Source organism: Psychromonas sp. SA13A (assembly GCF_011378715.1).
GTDB lineage: Bacteria > Pseudomonadota > Gammaproteobacteria > Enterobacterales > Psychromonadaceae > Psychromonas.
Map to the genome: position 1 here is coordinate 251,828 of NZ_WTKU01000003.1, position 18,959 is coordinate 270,786.

The following is an 18,959-nucleotide window of genomic DNA, read 5'->3' on the forward strand; positions in this document are numbered from 1 at the left end:
CACTTTTACAAGTCATCCGTTTATATCAATAACAAAGGTTTATTAACCATCAATCGCAGAGGTTGATGAAACGTCTATTGACATAAAAAGTGATATTAAAGGTGATAATATGATGAACAACTTACAACAAAGCTCACAAGCAACTCATAGCATGAAAAAATACCGTTTAACTGTATTGAGTGGCGCTATTTTATGTACTTTAACTGCCTGTAATCAAACCAATATGGGCAATGTGAAAGAGAATGTTAAGGGCAACGAAAAAACAGCTCCTATTGAATTCCTTGAGCTGGAAAAAATCGCGATTGAAGATGCCGCCGTATACCAAGCTGCTAAGTCGCATGCAGATCAATTAATGCATAAACAATCTCGCCTTCAATCCATGCAGTTAAGTGATATGGCAATAGTCGATTCAACGGTTTTATCGAAGATGATTGAGCCACCAATAACCAATCCAGAAGTTACCATTACACAATCTACCATTACACAAGATAATAATGAGCATTATTTAAGTTCACTTTCAAACCCTGTTAAACAGGTTAAAAGCGAACCATTGTCTACATTCTCAATTGATGTTGATAGTGGCAGTTATAGTAATATGCGTCGTTTTATTAATCATGGACAGTTGCCTCATACAGATGCGGTACGTGAGGAAGCATTCATTAATTATTTTAATTATCATTACAGTGCCCCTGCCGATACCGATAGTCCGTTTAAAGTACATACGGAAGTCGCTAATGCTCCTTGGAATCATCAACGACAATTATTAAAAATAGGTATTAAGGGATTTGAGATAGCAAAAGCTGACCTAAAATCTGCTAATTTAGTATTTTTATTGGATGTCTCTGGATCAATGAATGCCGCAGATAAATTACCTTTGCTTAAAACAAGTTTATCGATGCTGACTAAGCAGCTTGATGAAAACGACTCCGTAGCGATTGTGGTTTATGCCGGTGCTGCAGGAGTTGTATTGCCAGCTACCGCTGGAAGTGATCAACAAACGATTACTAATGCGCTTAACAAATTAGCTGCGGGTGGATCAACCAATGGCGCACAAGGTATTGAACTTGCCTATCAAATAGCACAGAAAAACTATAAAGAAGGGGGCGTGAATCGAGTGATATTAGCTACCGATGGCGATTTTAATGTCGGTACTCAATCAATTGATAAGTTAAAAGAGATGATCGCCAAAAAACGTGAGTCAGGCATTGCTTTAACAACCTTAGGTTTTGGACAGGGGAATTATAATGATGCATTGATGGAGCAATTAGCGCAGATTGGAAATGGTCAACATGCCTACATTGATAATATTAATGAGGCACGCAAAATATTAGTTGATGAAATCAGTAGTACCATGCAGATAATCGCTAAAGATGTGAAAATTCAGGTAGAGTTTAATCCACAGCAAGTTGCTGAATATCGATTAATTGGTTATCAAAATCGTTTATTAGCCCGTGAAGATTTTAATAATGATAAGGTTGACGCGGCTGAGTTAGGAGCCGGTCATAGGGTTACTGCGTTATATGAAATTACCTTAAGTAACACACATCATAAATACATAGATGCATCGCGTTATCAAACTGACTCACTAAAAGGTCAGTCTCAAAATCAGCCAAACAACCAAGAATTAGCATTTGTGAAAGTACGTTACAAACAGCCTAATAGCGAAGTTAGTCAATTAATAACTCAAGCTGTGATGCTCGAAGACCAACCGACATCAGCAAGTGATGACTTTAAGTTTGCTAGTGCAGTTGCCGGTTTTGCACAACTATTAAAAGGTGCAAAATACACTGGGCAATGGCAGTATCAAGATGTCATAAAATTAGCCTTAGAGAGTAAAGGTGAAGATCTTTTTGGTTACCGAGCTGAATTTATTCAGCTAGTAAGAACAGCAGAAGCTTTACAATAAGGTCTTGGATTCAGATTATAAAAGGGTAATAGTAATTAAGGATATGATGACAGGGATCGCAGATGAAATGCTGATGCAACAATATGCCCAGGGCGATGTACAGGCTTTTAGTCAGCTGTACACTCGTCACAAAAATAGCCTCTATCGATACTTTTTACGCCAAGTGTCAACACCTGAGTTAGCAGAAGAATTATATCAAGAGGTCTGGAGTAAATTGATCAAAGCCAGCCCTAGTTATCAAGTGCAAAGTAAATTTAGTACTTGGTTATACCGAATTGCACATAATGAATTAATCGATTATTACCGACGTCATACCTCCCAAAACAAAGTGTTCTCGACTAATGTAGAGCAAATAGAACATCCTTCAGTAGTTGAGAATGGTGAACTTGATCAAAGTGGTCAATCAAGTGAAGATTTTCTATCGAATACAACAGATACTACTGTCGAGGATGATATCTATGCAACGCAACAGATAAAACAGGTTAAATGGTGTTTACAGCAACTGCCGAGAGAGCAAAAAGAAGCCTTTTTACTTAAGCATGAATCAGGTTTTGCGGTGAATGAAATTGCATTATTAGTTGGCGAGTCCCATGACAGTATTAAAAGTCGCATTCGTTATGGATTAAATAAATTAAAGCATTGTGTGATGCATAATATGAGGAAATTTTATGAGTGATAAATTAACTGATCACGACCTTATATCCCTTTATCATCAAGGTGCAAAAGAGCAGCCGAGTACTGACTTGAACTCGAAAATTTTAACATTAGCGGAAGCACAAACTAATGCCACTGAGCAAAAGGTCGAGGAAACAACGGTAGCAACAACAAGGCTAGGCTTAGATAAGTCAAAACCGAATAAGAATTCTTCGACTGATATTGACTCTAGATTAAATAATGTAACATCATTATCCGAGCATTTGATAAACCATAACACCATAAAAAATAGCACCACCAATGAGTCTCCAAATAAGCTTCCTCAAAAGAAACCTCTTTACAAAACATGGTATGGACAGCTTTCAACGGCTGCTTCGTTAGTTTTGGTGGGCGTGTTGTACTTACAAAATTTACAGCCAATGCAAAGCATAGCGCCAATGTCAGATAAAACCTCAATGCAAGAGCAGCAGCAAATTGAAGAGCAATTACTGCAAAGAAAAAGTATTCAAGTAGAGTCTGAAGCTTTAATGGAAAGGGCTGGAAATAAGATCATGATGCAATCTAAACGCCTATCGCAGGAAGCCCCTCAGTTCAATACTGATAGTGCTAATAACTCTGACAGTATAAATAATGCTAAAGAAAACTTAATGGTAGATGATTCCGCTGCAAATGGTTTGGTTATAGACAACTCGGTTACAGAAAACTCAGTTGCAGATAGTTCGGTAGCAACAAAGAGCCAGCAATTAAACATAACTAATACGTTGCAGAAAATTGCGTTATATTTGGATAAAGATGAAAAAGAACAAGCAGACAGACTTTTTAACGAGTTATTAACTAATTACCCAGAAATGACAAAAGAATTAACAATAAGTTATGAAGTCTTATTGTCTGAATCCAAGTAACTTATTTAATCAGTAATGCAATATGAAATAGTTGTGATCCTTTGATTAAATAAGCTGTTAAACTAGGTGCAGAAAAATGACAATGTAAATAGGAATATAAATGTTAATAGTAGATTATCAAAGTAAGAGTTATCACCGTTTTTTAAATGATATGCCTCAGATCGTAAACCATAAAACACGTTTTTTGATTACTGTAAATGGAGCGGATGATGCTGAGATTAGTGCTGCTACGGCAGAGCTAGCTGCTATTACAAAAAGTATTGTGCAGCACTCTACTGCGATCAGCGATAAAGCTTCAAATGAACAAGTTGACCAATTATTTGTTGATGCTAGAACAAGCCGTAATATCTTATTATTTGAACAGTCTGATTTATTATTTGATAAAAAAACGATAGTAAAAAATTCACATCAACGCGATAACGGTTTTGATCTTAATAATTTATTTAAAAATATAGCAAAGCATAATGGTATGGTAATTTTAGCAACTGACCAAAAACAAACTTTAAGTGCCTCTATGTCTACTAAAATGGACGTATTGATCCGCTTTAGATAACTAGTTTTTTAGTCTCAATAGCTACAGTAGTAAAAATAACGATCAGCCATTCTTCTTAACTTCATTCAATAAAGCGAGTCTGTACGATCTTGCTCTTTTTATTGAATGGATCCCGCCCAATACAAACCTCTTTGAACTGCACAAAAGTCTATAACAAGGTTTATTTGCAACATATTGAAAAAATAAGTTTAGATTTCATTAGTCCGTGCAGAGGTTTCCTAATTATGCTTCAACTCACATTGATGACAATAAGAAGATATATTTTGCAATATTCCTCCCAAGTTGACTATAATACAATCATTGGTGTACCTATAAAGTAGTATTTTTAATGGTAAAGTCACTTTTTAGCTATGCCTTAACTTATTATAAGAATCATATCCCATAAGTGATCTATATTTTAATAGGTGAAATAGCGCACTTGATTACTTGAATTCAAGTTTTGATTAGTATCACTAGGACTATTTAATGAAACAGCCAGATATTCCATTTAACGAAATAAATCGACTTGAGGTGCTTCACAGCTTACGGATCTTAGATACTCCCGCTGAAGAACGTTTTGATAGGCTAACGAGAATGGCTAAGCGTATGTTTAATGTGCCCATTGCATTAGTCACTTTGGTTGATGAAAATAGGCAGTGGTTTAAGTCTAGTATTGGTATCGAGGCAACTGAAGCGTCGCGTGATATTTCATTTTGTGGACATGCAATTCTCGATAGTGAAGTTTTAGTTGTTCCATCTGCAAGCAACGATCATCGTTTTGTTGATAATCCATTAGTTATTGAAGAGCCAAATGTTGAGTTTTATGCTGGATGCCCTTTAGTAGTAGGGGGCTACCGACTCGGTACTTTATGTATTGCGGACAACCATACAAGGGACTTTGATGATCAAGATATTGCAGCATTAAAAGATTTAGCGGCGACCGTTGAACATGAGCTTTCTGCTTTACAAATGGCCACTCATGATGAACTAACTGGAATATTAAATAGACGTGGTTTTATCTCATTAGCTCAAAATAGTTTAACGCTAAGCGAGAGAAACGGGTTTACTTCTACACTTGTTTATTTAGATTTGGATGATTTTAAGGTTATTAATGATAGCTTGGGGCACGCAGTTGGAGACAAAATATTACATTCATTTGCTGCTTTATTAAACCGCTCATTTCGTGATTCAGATATTGTCGCTCGGCTTGCTGGGGACGAGTTTGTGCTACTTTTAAACAACGCTTCACAGCGAGATGCACAAAAAATAATGGTTAACTTTAAGCAGTCGCTATCAGATTACCTGCAACAAAGTGAAATGCGCTGTAATGTTTCGTTTTCAACGGGTTTTGTTGAGTTTGATCCTAATAAACATAGCTCCATAGACCTATTATTATCAGAAGCAGATCAGCAAATGTATGTCTGTAAAGGTACAAAAAGGTAAAACTTAGTGCTTTGAATTCGTAGCTAATACACTCTATGTAATATGAAAGTTTTAAGCTAAAGTTTTTAACTGCGAACTACTTTCACTAAACACTTCTTAATTAAATATTTTATGAGCAACAAATAAAAAAGGACCAATATTATATTAGTCCTTTAGTCGTAAGCAGTTCTTAATGTTTGAGTATTAATGCTCGTTTATTAACGCTTCATAAATTAACTTTTAACAAATGATTTAGCGTCTATGTGGTTAAAAGCAAATGACTTATGAGTTTTGATCTCTTCAAGTGATAATCCTTGTAACTCATAGGGAAATACAACCCAATCATCGGTCTGATTAACAAAGTAGTCCGGGCCTATATTTTCCGGTAATGATGCTTTTTTCCATACGGTTGCAATACGGACATCAGAGGGCATGTTTCGCTTAAGTCTAACTTTAAGCTCGTTGATTACCGCATCAGCGTTTTTACCAGAGCGATACATGTCATCTACAATCAGTAACTTATCATTAGCATTTAGCTGTTTTACTAAGTAAGTTAAACCATGTACATGAATAGGTTGGTTTACACTATCTTGATCATGATAACTATCAAAACCACCGTAGGAAGTACGGATAGAGATATGGTCAGTTTTGACACCTAATGTTTGCAAACACTCCTGCACATAGATACCTACCGAACTACCACCGCGCCATAAGCCAACAATAAAGGTTGGCTTAAAATCACTTGCCATAATTTGGGTTGCTAATTGAAAGGATTCTTCTATTAGCGTGTCTTCATCTAAAAAGATTTTTTCACTGTATTTAGCCAAGAAATTACCAACTTAATGTGTTAAATTTACAAAATAATTAATCGAAAAATTAGAACATAAACAAGATTTTAATTCAATCTTTAGTGGCACTATCTTTAAATGTTTTACTGGGAAATAACATGTCAGACAAACAGTATTTAACCGCACAAACCCTATTAGAAGATTCTTATGCTTTAGCGCGTAAAATTTTAGACAGTGAGTTTAAACCTACTTTTATTGTTGCTATCTGGCGTGGTGGTGCGCCAATTGGTATTGCGGTGCAGGAGTTCTTAGCCGTACACGGAACTCAATCGGATCATATTGCTATCAGAACGTCTTCTTATGCTGCTGCCATCGACCAACAGCAAAAGGAAGTACGTGTACATGGTTTGAACTATTTAGTTAAAAACTTACAACATCACGATAAATTATTATTGGTAGATGATGTTTTTGACACGGGTCGTTCTATTGAAGCGATAATTCAAGAGTTACAAAGAAAAACCAGACTTAACATGCCTGAAGATGTGAGAGTGGCGGTGCCGTATTACAAACCATCACGTAATCTAACCAACCGTGTGCCAGATTATTATATTCATGAAACCGATGCTTGGTTAAAATACCCGCATTCTCTTGAAGGTTTATGTGCACAGGAAATTGCTGCACAACGTCCGCGCCTCTATGAAATTATCAAAGATTTCCTACCTGCTGAAGATAAGTAGTTTCGGTAAAATCCTTTCCATAAACAACTATCCTACAAACCAGTGTTACGTTAAGCACTGGTTTTATATCAAACATATAGCTGCTATTTCTATAGCGAAACCGGTCGTCTCCCCCCGATTGATTATTGCATCTGCAATGATAAAGGCTAAATAATAAACAAAACTCCCATTGGATTTTTAATTGTCGATATTCGACTAACATAAAGTGGCATAATTGGAGATTGCAGACTAGGCTAAGTGTCTAATTTAAAATCTTATACTATTTCAGAGTGGAACTTTATGACTATCAATTTACGTTTAATTATTGGTTTTGGCGTGGTGATTTTGATGATGATAGTGTTAACCGCTATCAGTATACATAGGGTTAATTTTATTGATGCTACGATCACTGAAATGACAGATGTCAATTCGGTTAAGCAGCGTTATGCTATTAATTTTAGAGGCAGTGTTCACGACCGAGCGATTGCGATTCGAGATGTTGTGTTTGCAAGAAACGAAAGTGAATTAAATACCGATATTGCTAATATACAAAAACTAGATAAATTCTATCAACAATCTGCTGCAGAAATGCAATCACAAATGTCGTCTGCGGATGTTAGCGCAGAAGAAAAACGCATTTATACCTCGATTAATCAAATTGAACAGAAAACTATGCCTTTGATAGAGCAAGTGATAAGCGCTAAGCAAAGTGGCAATATTGTATTAGCGAATGATGTCTTACTTAACCAAGCAAGAGGTGCATTTGTAGACTGGCTGAGTATTATCAACGAATTTATTGATTATCAGGAAAAGGTTAACCAACAGGCCACTAAGGAAGTTCGTGAAGTTGCGAGTTCGTTTCAGAGCTGGATGATTATATTAACCAGTATTGCGATGGTAATAGGTTTAGCGGTTGCTTATCGCATTAGTTTTCAAGTTAGGCGGTCAGTGGGCGGCGATCCTCAGGAAGCGGCTACAGTTGTGGCTAGAATTTCAAAGGGTGATTTGACGGGGCAGATAAACTCATGTTGTCCAAATAGCATGTTGGCATCGGTTGGTTTGATGCAACAGCAACTAAAAACGACTGTGAATAGTATTGTGGCTTCTTCGGCTGAGTTATCAGAACGTGCAATATCTGTAACCGCTGGCTCGTTGCAAGCACTGCATGCCGCTGATAAACAGGTTGTGCAAACTAATCATGCCAAAAACGATCTCGATTCTATGAGTCATAGTATTCACAATGTTGTTGATACAGTGAAACAAACTGAAAGTAATTCTCAAGCTACGGTTGAGTTATCAAAACGAGGTCGAGAAGCGGTTCAAAATGTTGCCACTGAAATTGAAAAAATTTCTAATACTGTAAAAGCGACAGTGACACAAGTTAACGTATTGCAAGAAAGAACCCGTGAAATTGGCGAAATTATTAATGTTATTCGTGGTATTTCAGATCAAACCAATCTTTTAGCTTTAAATGCAGCTATTGAGGCAGCCCGAGCTGGTGAAACAGGTAGAGGGTTTGCAGTTGTTGCCGATGAAGTTCGCCAACTGGCATTAAGAACAGGTGAGGCAACGGGGGAAATTGAAACCATGATTAATCAAGTACAGGGTGATACGCAAGCTTCTGTTACTGCAATGGAAACAACGGTACCGCAAGTAGAAAAAGGGTTAACACTGACCCATCAAGCAAATGAATTATTGAATGATATTCAACGCCAGGCTGATGATTCGTTAGTTAAGGTATTAGAGGTTGTCGGCGCTACCAATGAACAGGTTGCTACCATTGATAACGTGGCACAAGGAATGGAGGAGATAACGGTTATGTCTCGAGAAACGAGTGAAACATTGAAAAATAATGTTAACCAAGCTGAGCTGCTTGAGAATTTAGCCAAGAGCCTGAAAAAAGATACTGACTACTTTACTATTTAGTCACTTAACTTTCATACTATCATTCTCCAATCAAAGCCCTGTCACTGTTTTAGTGACGGGGCTTTTAGTAACTAACGCAAGCGTACCCATCTTATAGGTTTTGATCGTTAGCGTGCGATAAGAGAGCAATAGATAATAGAAGATGCATGATGAATCTACTAAAAAGCGCTAGCAAGGTCTCCCCTGATAGCGCTTAATATCGGCTACGTTAATCTCTAATTTGTTACCGGCTAAAGTTATTAAGATTAGTCCTGTAGCAGTGCGTTATTTGTATAGAGATCGTTCGCTATTTAAGCCTTTGATTAAACTCACGCACATAATCAACAGTACAAAAGTAAAGGGCAGTGCAGTGGTTACTACACCTGATTGCAATGCTTGTAGTGCTTCTTTACCACCAATCCACAGCATTACAGCTGCAATAGCACCTTCTATTGTTGCCCAGAAAATACGTTGAGGAACCGGTGCGTCAATTTTACCGCCTGCAGTAATACTATCGATAACTAATGACCCTGAGTCAGAAGATGTAACAAAGAATATCAGGATTAAAACAATTGAAATCACAGAGATGACATCACCATAAGGTAATGCATCGTATACGTGGAATAACGTTAACGATATATCTGTTAAGCCATTGGCGCCTAACTCACCTACTTTATTAATAACTTGATCAATTGCAATACCACCAAAGATAGCCATCCAAATAATGGTCATAAAAGTGGGTACAAAGATCACGCAGAATAGGAATTGGCGAACGGTACGGCCTTTAGAAATACGAGCAATAAACATACCTACAAATGGTGACCAAGAGATCCACCAAGCCCAATAAAAGACGGTCCACCCTTGCATCCAAACTGTATCATCACGGCCATGAGGGTTACTCAATGCAACAATATTTTCAGCATAAGCGATAAAGGTCTCTGGAATGGTGACTACGATAATGTCAAAACCTACGTAAGCCACAAATAAAAGTAGAGCAAATGCAAAAATCATATTGATATTACTAAGTAATTTTACACCGCCTTCAATACCTCGAATGATCGATAAAATAGCAATAAAAGTAACAAAAGCAATCACTATAAATTGCATGCCCAAGCCACCGTCGGTACCAAATACATGATTAATACCACTGGTTGCTTGTTGTGCACCTAATCCTAAAGAAGTCGCTAAACCGAACAGTGTTGCTAATACCGCTAAGATATCAACAACGTGCCCTAACCATCCCCATGCTCTATCACCGAATATAGGAAAGAAGACAGAGCGAATTGATAAAGGTAACCCTTTATTATAAGCAAAAAAGGCTAATGATAAGGCCACAATGGCATAGATAGCCCAACCATGAATACCCCAGTGGAAAATAGTTGCGCCCATTGCTAGTGCTTTTGCTTCGGGTGTATAAGGGGTTACATTAAAGGGAGTTCCCCACCAATCTGTAAAGTAAGCTGTTGGTTCTGCTACGCCCCAAAAAAGAAGACCGATACCCATTCCTGCTGCAAATAGCATCGCTAGCCATGATGGTGTCGAATATTCAGCTTTTGCCTCTTTACCTCCGATGCGAATTTTTCCTAATGGCGAAACCATTAACACTAAGGAGAAAAGAAGAAAGAAGTTAGTGGCCCACATGAATAGCACGTCAAATTGTTCCATAATACCGTTTTTGACGCTATTTAATGCTTCTTTAGCTGTGATTGGGTCGACTAGTAAGGTGATTGCAATGAATAGGCAAATAAGTCCTGCACTGGTACCAAAGACAGGGTTGTGAATATCAAACCCCCATTTTTGTAAGTTATCTTGACCTACCTGATAGTCAGTAGTCTCGATACTGTATTTTTGTTGTTGATTATCCATAATATTATTCGTTTATGCCTTTAAAACATCTGTTAATTAAAAAGTAAATTAAAACGCTTAAAAATTATTAACCGTCATTAATCGTTATTATTGATGATTAAGCTTAGCTTAATTAATGTTTGTTGCACCTTTGAGGGTGAAACGGTTACCGCATAGCGATAGTACAATGTAATCAGTAAATATCTAACTTTTATTCACTGTTAGATCATAGTTTTTTGCAGTTAAATAAAACGACTAAAAATAATTATTCAGTGGTTAATTAGCGCTGTTAAGGTAAAGGTATTCAATAGTTATTCTGTTCTAGTTTGGTTAGATTATTCACTGTATCTTTTTGTTTATTAGCTGCAAGTTGTTTGAAAGTGTTCGAGCTAGTCATACAAGCTTTGGTTGTTTAAGTGGACGTTGAAGTTGATTTTTAGCCATTGGCTTAATTTTTCCTAGTTCTGCCTAGTTTTATTTATTGGCAATTAGTAATGTTAAGTTGCCACTAAACTTTATAGCTTCATAAATAGTTTTATTAAACTGGGTAATATAGACTTAGTAGAGGAGGTTGGTTGACTAACGATACCTTTGGCAAAACCTGCACCAAAAGAAGCCATGAGCCCCTTTTTTGATGCTAATAATGTCTCGATATTAGCTTTAGCATCAAGTGTGGCTTGCTTATCTAGGAGACTGGCATTAGTGTATTCTTGCTCAGTAAGACGTACTGCATCTATCTCGTTCTGAATAATAAACTTCATATTTTTATCCTGCTATGACTTCAGTGCAAGTTGCGCCAGCGTTGCATTAAATCCAACTAACTGCCATATGCTTTTTAATTGTTTAAATAACCAAAACCCTAATCCGATATTAATCACTAGCAATAATATAATTGGCATGCTCAGGGATAAGCTTAAGTAATAAATGATGAATCCAATACCGACATTAAGTAGTGCCCATACCATGACTGTAATCACTATTAATGCAATGCTAATAGCAAATGAGAGTAGAATCGCGCTGAGGCTTAACTTAGCCTCAGCGGCAACTAAATTCTTGGCGGCAATTAGCTTGACTACTTTACTGCCTAATAACGTTTCTAAACTGTCATAAGTGTTCTGAAATGATGCTGACTGTTCTTCTAAATCGTTATCAGGTTGCTTTTCAAATGAGTCTTTTTGCTCTGAAATATCCATACTAACCTTCGCTTCGATTGTTTACTTGACGGTTTCACTTTTTACTTTCTTTTTAATAGTGATGAGACCAGCATACCAACAGTGAATGCGATACCAGCAGCAGCGATTGGGTTTTCTGTCGCGTATTTTTTAACCGCAGACTTATTCCATTTATCTTCTATTTCACCCTGTTTCTTTGCTAGTGTTTCAGAACTGCTGTGCGCAGTTTCACGTAATGATTCTTCAGCTGTACCTACTTTATCAGCTAATGTATCTACAGAATCGTGTAACGTATCTTGTAACTTATCAGTAACTGGGTGATCTTCTTTTAAGGTATTTTTTAAATCAGCTTTCGTTGCTTGTTTTGACTGTGCCATTTTATTTTCCTCTTCAGTTATTGAAATCGACAATGATTGAACTATGTAATCTCATGTAATCTCGGTAATGTTGATTACTTCATATTGTGTTCAATAAGGTAGTTGCAACTAATGGGCCAGTTATTTAATGTTTACTTATCAATGGCTTACTATTTTCATTCGAGTAACATTAAAAGCAGGCATGTAAATTTTTCAGGCATTCGTTGTAATATTTTCACAATACAACAAATAGTGATTCTAATGACGTTTACTTCACCTCTTAGTTTGAATGTTACTTTCGCTTAGATGTTTGCATTTATTAGAATATTTTGATTCATTCAAATCCTTTTACTTATTCAAACCTTTTACTTATTCAAACATAAGGTCACCTATATTTTTTCTACATTTGATTCATGTGACAGTGAATGTGTGAAGTAATAGAGCATATAAATCTTATCGTGTTTACATTTAAATTCGCTGCTTGTACTAAATTGAGTTAATGGGGGAAGTACTTAATTTTGAATAATTATTAATATCCCCATTTGTAGTACAAGTGTTGGCTTTATTTCAACTTTAATCATTGTTTTAAATAAGTTAATTGTCGCTACATTAAAATTTGAAAATACTATCTCACGAGTGATAGGTATTAAATACTTGATTTTTGTTTTTAAATTTAATTTAAGTTGTTGTTTTTGTTCATTTATTTTGTTTTTTGTTTGTTTTTGGTCATCTGATTGGATTCTTTGATATTTATGCGAACATCATTTAATAGTGATAAAGGTCTAAGTTTGTAGGGACTAAGCGTGATCCGCATCATACCCGTATGTTTTATTATTGTAATACTTAATGTTGTTTGTAATATACAAGGGTAGACGATTAATAACGACACAGTTTTTACAAAAATTTTTACCACTCATTGTAGTCATTACCCATTTATTTAATGAACCATGATTACAAAAATAAATATTTTTAATAAGGAAGTGAAAATAATGAAAAAAATCTTATTACCTTTAGTAGCTACATTGCTACTTGCACCAACTGCATATGCTAAAACACTAAACTTAGGGCACGCTATGTCTCTAGAAAGTGCAGCTCACCAAGGTATGGTTATCATGGCTGAGAAAGTTAAAGAAAAGTCTGATGGCGACCTTACTATTAAGATTTTCCCAAATGGACAACTTGGTTCTGAACGTGATCAGGCGGAGCAAGTGGTAACGGGTGCTATCGATATGGCTAAAATCAACGGTGGTTTAGCAGAATCTTTCGAACCCACTTTTAAAGTTAATGCGCTACCTTTCTTATTCCGTGATGTTCCACACATGAGAAAATTCATGAGAAGTGAAGCAGCAAAAGAGATGTTAGTTTCAAGCGAAGGTAAAGGTTTCATTGGTCTTACTTTTTATGATTCAGGTACACGTAGCTTTTACGCTAAAAAACCAATTAACTCTCCAGCAGATCTAGCCGGCATGAAAGTACGTGTACCAGGGTCTCCAACTATGATGGAAATGGTTAATTTATTAGGCGGTAAAGCGACACCTGTACCATTCAATGAAGTTTACACTGCTTTGCAACAGGGTGTAATTGACGGTGCAGAAAATAATATTTCTAGCTTAGTTGAAATGAAACATAGTGAAGTTGCTAAATTTTACTCTATGGATCAGCATATGATGACCCCTGATGTGATTATCATTTCAGAAAACAAATGGAATTCATTAACAGCAGCAGAGCAAAAAATCTTAAAAGAAGCAGCGGCAGAGTCTCTTGAAGAACAGATCAAAATCTGGGACGCAACGGATAACATGAATAAAGCGAAAGGCATCAAAGAAGGCGTAACATTTATTGAAGTTGATAAAGCCCCTTTCCGCGCAGCTGTTAAACCAATGATTGATGAAGCTAAAAAAGATCCTAAGTTAGCGCACTTCATTGATAAAATTGAAGCACTTTAAATAAGTATTAGTAAAAATATAATTTTGCCCTGGCCTTGCTAGGGCAAAATCCTTCGAGGTATAACTACATGTTAACATCTTTCAGAAACCTACTTGATAGGTTGATTCTATTTATTTCTTCTTTTGCATTAATGTTGCTAGTAGTAACCGTCACCTGGCAAGTCTTTAGTCGTTATGTGTTAAATGACCCAAGCAGCTGGACTGGTGAACTTGCTCGCTATACGATGGTGTGGCTTGGATTATTAGGAGCTGGTTATTTATTTGGTGTTAAAGGACATTTAGCGATAACGCTATTAGATGGCTATCTTAGAGGAAGAGCACATACAGCATTACAATTACTCATCAATGGGATCTCTTTTGCATTTGTCTCTTTAGCAATGTTTAAAGGTGGTATTGCACTGATGGGAAGAACCGGCCAACAACTATCACCTGCGTTGCAACTACCAATGTCTACCGTTTATTCAATATTACCTATTTCAGCCGTTATTATTCTTATTTATTTGACATTAAATACGATTGAACTTTTTTGTAAACCTCACAAAAAATAAATTTTAAAAGGATTCATATTATGGACTTGTCCATTGGTGTTTGGCTACTAGGCCTATTTTTATTCATGATTGCGATAAGCGTGCCAATTGCGATTGCTATTGCCATGTCATCTTTAACCATCATGTACTTCATTTTACCCTTTGATGTAGCAAGTATTACAGCCGGCCAAAAAATTATTACTGGTATTGATAGTTTCAGTTTATTAGCTATCCCTTTCTTTATTCTCGCTGGGAATATTATGAATGTAGGTGGCATTGCGGGGCGACTTATCAACCTAGCAAAGCTAATGGTTGGTTGGATCCCAGGATCTCTTTTACACGTAAATATATTTGCTAATATGATGTTTGGTGCCGTTTCTGGTTCTGCCGTTGCTGCCGCTGCTGCGGTTGGTAAAACCTTAGGTCCAGAACTAGAAAAAGAAGGTTATGACAAAAACTTAGCAACAGCAGTCAATGTTGCATCTTGTCCTGCAGGCTTACTGATTCCACCAAGTAATTCATTAATTGTATTTTCAGTTGTATCGGGTGGAACATCCGTTGCCGCACTGTTTATCGCAGGCTATGTCCCTGGTATTTTAATGGGATTAAGTTGTATGGTTGTGGCTTATTTTATCGCTAAAAAGAAAGGCTATAAAACAAGTGCTAATGACGGCTTCACAGCTAAAGATGTATTAAGAATTATTTGGCAAGCAACACCAAGTTTAGGGCTTATTTTTGTTGTTATTGGGGGGATTATTGGCGGTGTATTTACTGCAACAGAAGGCGCGTGTATAGCTGTGCTTTACTCTTTCACCCTGTCACTCTGTTACCGAACACTTAAGTGGTCACATTTTCCAACAATTTGTAAAGAAACAACACTGATTACCGGTATTATGCTGTTCTTGATTGGTGCATCAACCATTATGTCATGGGCAATGGCTTTTACAGGTTTACCGACGATGATAAGCGATTGGATGTTATCAATTTCTGATAATCCAATTATTATATTTATTCTAATGAATTTAATTTTGCTAATTGTTGGTATGTTTATGGATCTTACGCCTGCCGTATTGATCTTTACACCTATATTTATGCCAATTGCAGAGCATCTGGGTATGCATCCAATTCACTTTGCAATGATGCTTATATTCAATCTATGTATTGGTATTGCAACACCACCAGTAGGCACCGCATTGTTTGTGGGCTGTAGTGTGAGTGGGTCTAAGATTGAAAATGTAATAAGAAGTATTATGCCATTTTGTGCGGTGTTGATTGTGACCTTATTATTAATCACTTTCATTCCTGAGATTAGTTTATTCTTACCAAGATTCTTTGGATTAATTTCTTAATTTAAATGCTTAATCGAATCTCTTAAGCTAACCACTTAAGCGCATTACTGAATTAATGCGCTTTAATATCATTGTTATTGTTCAAACGGCCAAAATCAGAAAACCTTTCGGTGGACTGATTTTGGTATTAAGCTAAAAGCCTAATAAGTTAACTCCCGCCTGGTCGTATCCAATATTTTGTGTCTTCCGATTTACTCTGGTTATTATTTTCCCGCAATACTTTGATCGCTTATGGTGTGAGTCACACTGTGAATGGTAAGATATTACCTTTATAACTTTTAAAGTTATCCGTAATCGTTTGTAGGGAGTTTCAATTGTCAATTACTAATCAGTTAATGCTATTTATCGATGTGGTGCAACAGGGCTCTTTTGCTAAAGCTGCGGCTATTCATGATATGGACAACTCCTCATTATCGAAACAAATTAAAAAACTAGAAACTGAGCTAGGTGTGCAGCTACTGAATCGCTCAACACGTTCATTTTCTTTGACTTCCGCCGGAGAAGAGATCCTGCATCAAGCCCATATTATGATGGATACGCTGGATGATATGAAAAGTATTGCTGATTCCTATCAGGTTGAACCGAAAGGTATGTTACGTATTACTTCGGGTATGTTTTTTGGGCAACAATACATCCAACCTGCGATTAACCAGTTTATGCAGCAATACCCTGATGTAAAAATAACATTGATGTTAGATGATAAACGCAGCGATATTATTGCAGATCACTTTGATTTAGCCTTTAGAATTGGCAAATTGGATGATTCCAGTTTAATTGCTAAAAAAATTGCTAATACACATTTTGCGTTAGTTGCATCTGAAGATTTTATTTCTCACCATGGTCTACCACAAACACCTGAACAGCTAATCGCTTTACCCGCGGTTATCTATGGCAATGGCGATGTGAGCTTGGATCAAATTAAAATAAGTGAACAAGCGCATAGCGATATACAGAAAACATTTAAAATGCGCGGCAATTACAAAGTGAGCGATGTTCGCGCTATGATGGAGGCGGTGCAAGCTGGACTAGGTTATACTTTGATTGATCTTTTTAATTTAGAAAAACCTATTAAAGAGATGGGGTTAGTTGCGTTGTTAACTGATTATAAACTATCAAATATGGATACCGCCATTTATGCTCTATATCCACATCGTAAACAAACGTTACTGGTCAGTGAGTTTATTAAAACGGTGCAAAATTATATCGGTGAGCCTGCTTTCTGGGTTGAACATATCCCTAATTACAAACAGCTTTATAAATAAAATTAGCACTGGATAGTGATGGTTTCGCTTCGATTATCCAGAGTAAATATTTAAGATTAATAGTCAGTTTTTGACTGCAATGACACCCAAAATATAGCTCAGACAATAAATTATTTACAGGGTTTAGTAATAAAGCTCATTACATGAGCTTTATTACTAAAAAGTAAGGTTAAAGTGATGGTTCTTAAAAACAATGGTTCTTAAAAACCTTCTAAAACAACTTTACCTTTTGCAGTTTGCGTCTCAAGGAACTGATGTGCTTTACGTAAATTAGCAGCATTAATTGGACCTAAATTTTGACCCACTGTGGTTTTAATTTGCCCTTTATCAATCATATTCGCCACGTTATTTAAAATTTCATGCTGCTTTTGCATATCATCTGTTTTGAAGATTGAACGTGTGAACATTAACTCCCAGTGAACTGAAACCGCTTTAGTTTTAAAAGGTACGATATCTAATGTTGCTGGATCATCAATTAAACCAAACTTGCCTTGAGGTTTAATGACTTTTTCAATCTCAACTAAATGCTGCTCTGTATTATTTAAGCTAACAACATAATCCACATTTGCTAAGCCTTTTGCTGCAAACTCTTCACTTAACGGATTACGGTGATTAATAATGGTATCAGCACCTAAATCTTCTAACCAAGAAATAGTTTCTGCACGTGATGCTGTTGCAATAATTTCAAGTTTTGTTAGTTGTTTTAATAGTTGCACCATGATTGAACCCACGCCGCCGGCAGCACCAATGACTAGAATACTTTTAGATGCATCATCTTTTGCCACGTTAAGGCGATCGAATAACAATTCCCATGCCGTGATGCTGGTTAATGGTAATGCCGCTGCCTCACCGTAAGATAATGTAGTTGGCAAACCACCAACAATACGTTCATCAACAAGATGATATTGTGCGTTACTACCTGAGCGAGTTACATCACCAGCATACCAAACCTTGTCACCAGGCTTAAATAAGGTTACGTTTTCGCCCACTGATTTAACAACACCTGTAGCGTCATAGCCTAATACTTTGTATTCACCTTCAGGAGCAGGGGCCGTCTGACGAATTTTAAAGTCAGCAGGGTTTACCGAAACAGCTTTAACTTCAACCAAAATATCCTGTCCCTGTGCAATAGGCATCTCTAATTCTATATCTTGCAGAGATAGTTCATTTTCTACGGGTAAATTTTGTTGGTATCCAATTGCTTTCATTTTCAATCCTCTTCAGTTTAATGAGTTACGCTTGTTAGTTACGCTGCTAGTTACGTTAATGGGGACATTTTGAAGGGTTCTACTGCTGTTGCACAGAGAAGAAAGTTCCAATTATTATGGAATAAATACCCCACAATTAAAGACTATCTATGAATAAAATTTATTAATTGAATTCAGATTAAGACTTAAATTGATGATGAAATGATTGAATTAAATGATTTTTATTTAAATATCTGGACCAGAGAGCCTGCAATAAGGGCTTACTATTATTTATTATTGTGCATCAATAGTGACTTCGCTGTACGTTGCCACTTTTTGAACATGATTGATCACTGAATGGACACTTTTTCGTTAACAAAATAGTTTATGATAGAATTTTTAAGATAAACTTAATGTCATTTTTATAATAACTGATAGCTAACAACTCATTGTTTATAGCTGATAGTTAACAGCTCATAGTTAACAGTAA

At 36.4% G+C, this 18,959-nt stretch carries 17 protein-coding genes; 11 read left to right on the forward strand and 6 right to left on the reverse strand.

The genetic code is table 11. The annotated features are described in order from the left end of the window. Positions 1-109 precede the first annotated feature (109 nt). From GQR44_RS05150 to GQR44_RS05170, 5 genes are all read left to right on the forward strand, one after another. Positions 110-1,906 carry a VWA domain-containing protein gene (locus tag GQR44_RS05150; protein ID WP_240923561.1) on the forward strand — a complete coding sequence of 599 codons (1,797 nt, stop codon included), beginning with the start codon at positions 110-112 and terminating at the stop codon, positions 1,904-1,906. Positions 1,907-1,952: 46 nt separating this feature from the next. Beyond that, positions 1,953-2,582 (forward strand): sigma-70 family RNA polymerase sigma factor, encoded by a 630-nt coding sequence (locus GQR44_RS05155; protein WP_240923562.1) that lies wholly within the window; start codon positions 1,953-1,955, stop codon positions 2,580-2,582. After that, positions 2,575-3,462: a hypothetical protein gene (locus tag GQR44_RS05160; RefSeq protein WP_166369930.1), complete on the forward strand. Its 888-nt coding sequence runs from the start codon at positions 2,575-2,577 to the stop codon at positions 3,460-3,462. The genes GQR44_RS05155 and GQR44_RS05160 overlap by 8 nt, the downstream gene beginning before the upstream one ends. 100 nt (positions 3,463-3,562) lie before the next feature. Beyond that, complete coding sequence (locus GQR44_RS05165; RefSeq protein ID WP_166369932.1) at positions 3,563-4,015, forward strand: hypothetical protein; 453 nt, start codon at positions 3,563-3,565, stop codon at positions 4,013-4,015. Between the two features lie 465 nt (positions 4,016-4,480). Beyond that, positions 4,481-5,437 carry a sensor domain-containing diguanylate cyclase gene (locus tag GQR44_RS05170; RefSeq protein WP_166369934.1) on the forward strand — a complete coding sequence of 319 codons (957 nt, stop codon included), beginning with the start codon at positions 4,481-4,483 and terminating at the stop codon, positions 5,435-5,437. Between the two features lie 212 nt (positions 5,438-5,649). Here the strand turns inward: GQR44_RS05170 and GQR44_RS05175 are convergent, their stop codons facing one another. Continuing rightward, positions 5,650-6,243 carry a phosphoribosyltransferase family protein gene (locus tag GQR44_RS05175; protein ID WP_166369936.1) on the reverse strand — a complete coding sequence of 198 codons (594 nt, stop codon included), beginning with the start codon at positions 6,241-6,243 and terminating at the stop codon, positions 5,650-5,652. A gap of 119 nt (positions 6,244-6,362) precedes the next feature. Between GQR44_RS05175 and GQR44_RS05180 the strand changes: the two genes are divergently transcribed. Continuing rightward, positions 6,363-6,941 (forward strand): phosphoribosyltransferase family protein, encoded by a 579-nt coding sequence (locus tag GQR44_RS05180; RefSeq protein ID WP_166369938.1) that lies wholly within the window; start codon positions 6,363-6,365, stop codon positions 6,939-6,941. Positions 6,942-7,220: 279 nt separating this feature from the next. After that, entirely contained in the window at positions 7,221-8,846 is a 1,626-nt protein-coding gene (locus GQR44_RS05185) for a methyl-accepting chemotaxis protein (protein WP_166369940.1), read from the forward strand. 264 nt (positions 8,847-9,110) lie between these two features. Here the strand turns inward: GQR44_RS05185 and GQR44_RS05190 are convergent, their stop codons facing one another. The 4 genes from GQR44_RS05190 to GQR44_RS05205 form a co-directional block, all read right to left on the reverse strand. Further along, positions 9,111-10,691 carry a BCCT family transporter gene (locus GQR44_RS05190; RefSeq protein ID WP_166369942.1) on the reverse strand — a complete coding sequence of 527 codons (1,581 nt, stop codon included), beginning with the start codon at positions 10,689-10,691 and terminating at the stop codon, positions 9,111-9,113. A gap of 494 nt (positions 10,692-11,185) precedes the next feature. Beyond that, entirely contained in the window at positions 11,186-11,431 is a 246-nt protein-coding gene (locus GQR44_RS05195; protein ID WP_166369944.1) for a hypothetical protein, read from the reverse strand. Between the two features lie 12 nt (positions 11,432-11,443). Next, positions 11,444-11,863 carry a hypothetical protein gene (locus GQR44_RS05200; protein ID WP_166369946.1) on the reverse strand — a complete coding sequence of 140 codons (420 nt, stop codon included), beginning with the start codon at positions 11,861-11,863 and terminating at the stop codon, positions 11,444-11,446. A gap of 41 nt (positions 11,864-11,904) precedes the next feature. Next, positions 11,905-12,219 (reverse strand): DUF883 domain-containing protein, encoded by a 315-nt coding sequence (locus GQR44_RS05205; RefSeq protein WP_166369948.1) that lies wholly within the window; start codon positions 12,217-12,219, stop codon positions 11,905-11,907. Positions 12,220-13,187: 968 nt separating this feature from the next. Here GQR44_RS05205 and GQR44_RS05210 point away from each other — a divergent pair. The 4 genes from GQR44_RS05210 (at position 13,188) to GQR44_RS05225 (ending at position 17,282) form a co-directional block, all read left to right on the forward strand. Continuing rightward, positions 13,188-14,144, forward strand: a complete 957-nt coding sequence (locus GQR44_RS05210) for a TRAP transporter substrate-binding protein (RefSeq protein WP_166369950.1) — start codon at positions 13,188-13,190, stop codon at positions 14,142-14,144. A gap of 68 nt (positions 14,145-14,212) precedes the next feature. Then, positions 14,213-14,692 (forward strand): TRAP transporter small permease, encoded by a 480-nt coding sequence (locus GQR44_RS05215; protein ID WP_166369952.1) that lies wholly within the window; start codon positions 14,213-14,215, stop codon positions 14,690-14,692. Between the two features lie 20 nt (positions 14,693-14,712). Then, positions 14,713-16,020, forward strand: coding sequence for a TRAP transporter large permease (locus tag GQR44_RS05220; protein WP_166369954.1), 1,308 nt, complete (start codon positions 14,713-14,715; stop codon positions 16,018-16,020). 314 nt (positions 16,021-16,334) lie between these two features. Beyond that, the gene (locus GQR44_RS05225) at positions 16,335-17,282 is read left to right on the forward strand and encodes a LysR family transcriptional regulator (protein WP_166369956.1); all 948 of its coding nucleotides are present in this window, start codon (positions 16,335-16,337) and stop codon (positions 17,280-17,282) included. Positions 17,283-17,482: 200 nt separating this feature from the next. On the opposite strand, the gene GQR44_RS05230 is transcribed toward GQR44_RS05225, so the two are convergent. After that, the gene (locus GQR44_RS05230) at positions 17,483-18,490 is read right to left on the reverse strand and encodes a zinc-binding alcohol dehydrogenase family protein (protein WP_166369958.1); all 1,008 of its coding nucleotides are present in this window, start codon (positions 18,488-18,490) and stop codon (positions 17,483-17,485) included. Between the last annotated feature and the right edge of the window lie 469 nt (positions 18,491-18,959).

What these genes read in the sequence shown, in the direction of transcription:
- GQR44_RS05150 (WP_240923561.1), top strand. Translation starts at nt 110, where the DNA reads ATGATGAACAACTTACAACAAAGCTCACAAGCAACTCATAGCATGAAA.
- GQR44_RS05155 (WP_240923562.1), top strand. Translation starts at nt 1,953, where the DNA reads ATGACAGGGATCGCAGATGAAATGCTGATGCAACAATATGCCCAGGGC.
- GQR44_RS05160 (WP_166369930.1), top strand. Translation starts at nt 2,575, where the DNA reads ATGAGTGATAAATTAACTGATCACGACCTTATATCCCTTTATCATCAA.
- GQR44_RS05165 (WP_166369932.1), top strand. Translation starts at nt 3,563, where the DNA reads ATGTTAATAGTAGATTATCAAAGTAAGAGTTATCACCGTTTTTTAAAT.
- GQR44_RS05170 (WP_166369934.1), top strand. Translation starts at nt 4,481, where the DNA reads ATGAAACAGCCAGATATTCCATTTAACGAAATAAATCGACTTGAGGTG.
- GQR44_RS05180 (WP_166369938.1), top strand. Translation starts at nt 6,363, where the DNA reads ATGTCAGACAAACAGTATTTAACCGCACAAACCCTATTAGAAGATTCT.
- GQR44_RS05185 (WP_166369940.1), top strand. Translation starts at nt 7,221, where the DNA reads ATGACTATCAATTTACGTTTAATTATTGGTTTTGGCGTGGTGATTTTG.
- GQR44_RS05190 (WP_166369942.1), bottom strand. Translation starts at nt 10,691, where the DNA reads ATGGATAATCAACAACAAAAATACAGTATCGAGACTACTGACTATCAG.
- GQR44_RS05195 (WP_166369944.1), bottom strand. Translation starts at nt 11,431, where the DNA reads ATGAAGTTTATTATTCAGAACGAGATAGATGCAGTACGTCTTACTGAG.
- GQR44_RS05200 (WP_166369946.1), bottom strand. Translation starts at nt 11,863, where the DNA reads ATGGATATTTCAGAGCAAAAAGACTCATTTGAAAAGCAACCTGATAAC.
- GQR44_RS05205 (WP_166369948.1), bottom strand. Translation starts at nt 12,219, where the DNA reads ATGGCACAGTCAAAACAAGCAACGAAAGCTGATTTAAAAAATACCTTA.
- GQR44_RS05210 (WP_166369950.1), top strand. Translation starts at nt 13,188, where the DNA reads ATGAAAAAAATCTTATTACCTTTAGTAGCTACATTGCTACTTGCACCA.
- GQR44_RS05215 (WP_166369952.1), top strand. Translation starts at nt 14,213, where the DNA reads ATGTTAACATCTTTCAGAAACCTACTTGATAGGTTGATTCTATTTATT.
- GQR44_RS05220 (WP_166369954.1), top strand. Translation starts at nt 14,713, where the DNA reads ATGGACTTGTCCATTGGTGTTTGGCTACTAGGCCTATTTTTATTCATG.
- GQR44_RS05230 (WP_166369958.1), bottom strand. Translation starts at nt 18,490, where the DNA reads ATGAAAGCAATTGGATACCAACAAAATTTACCCGTAGAAAATGAACTA.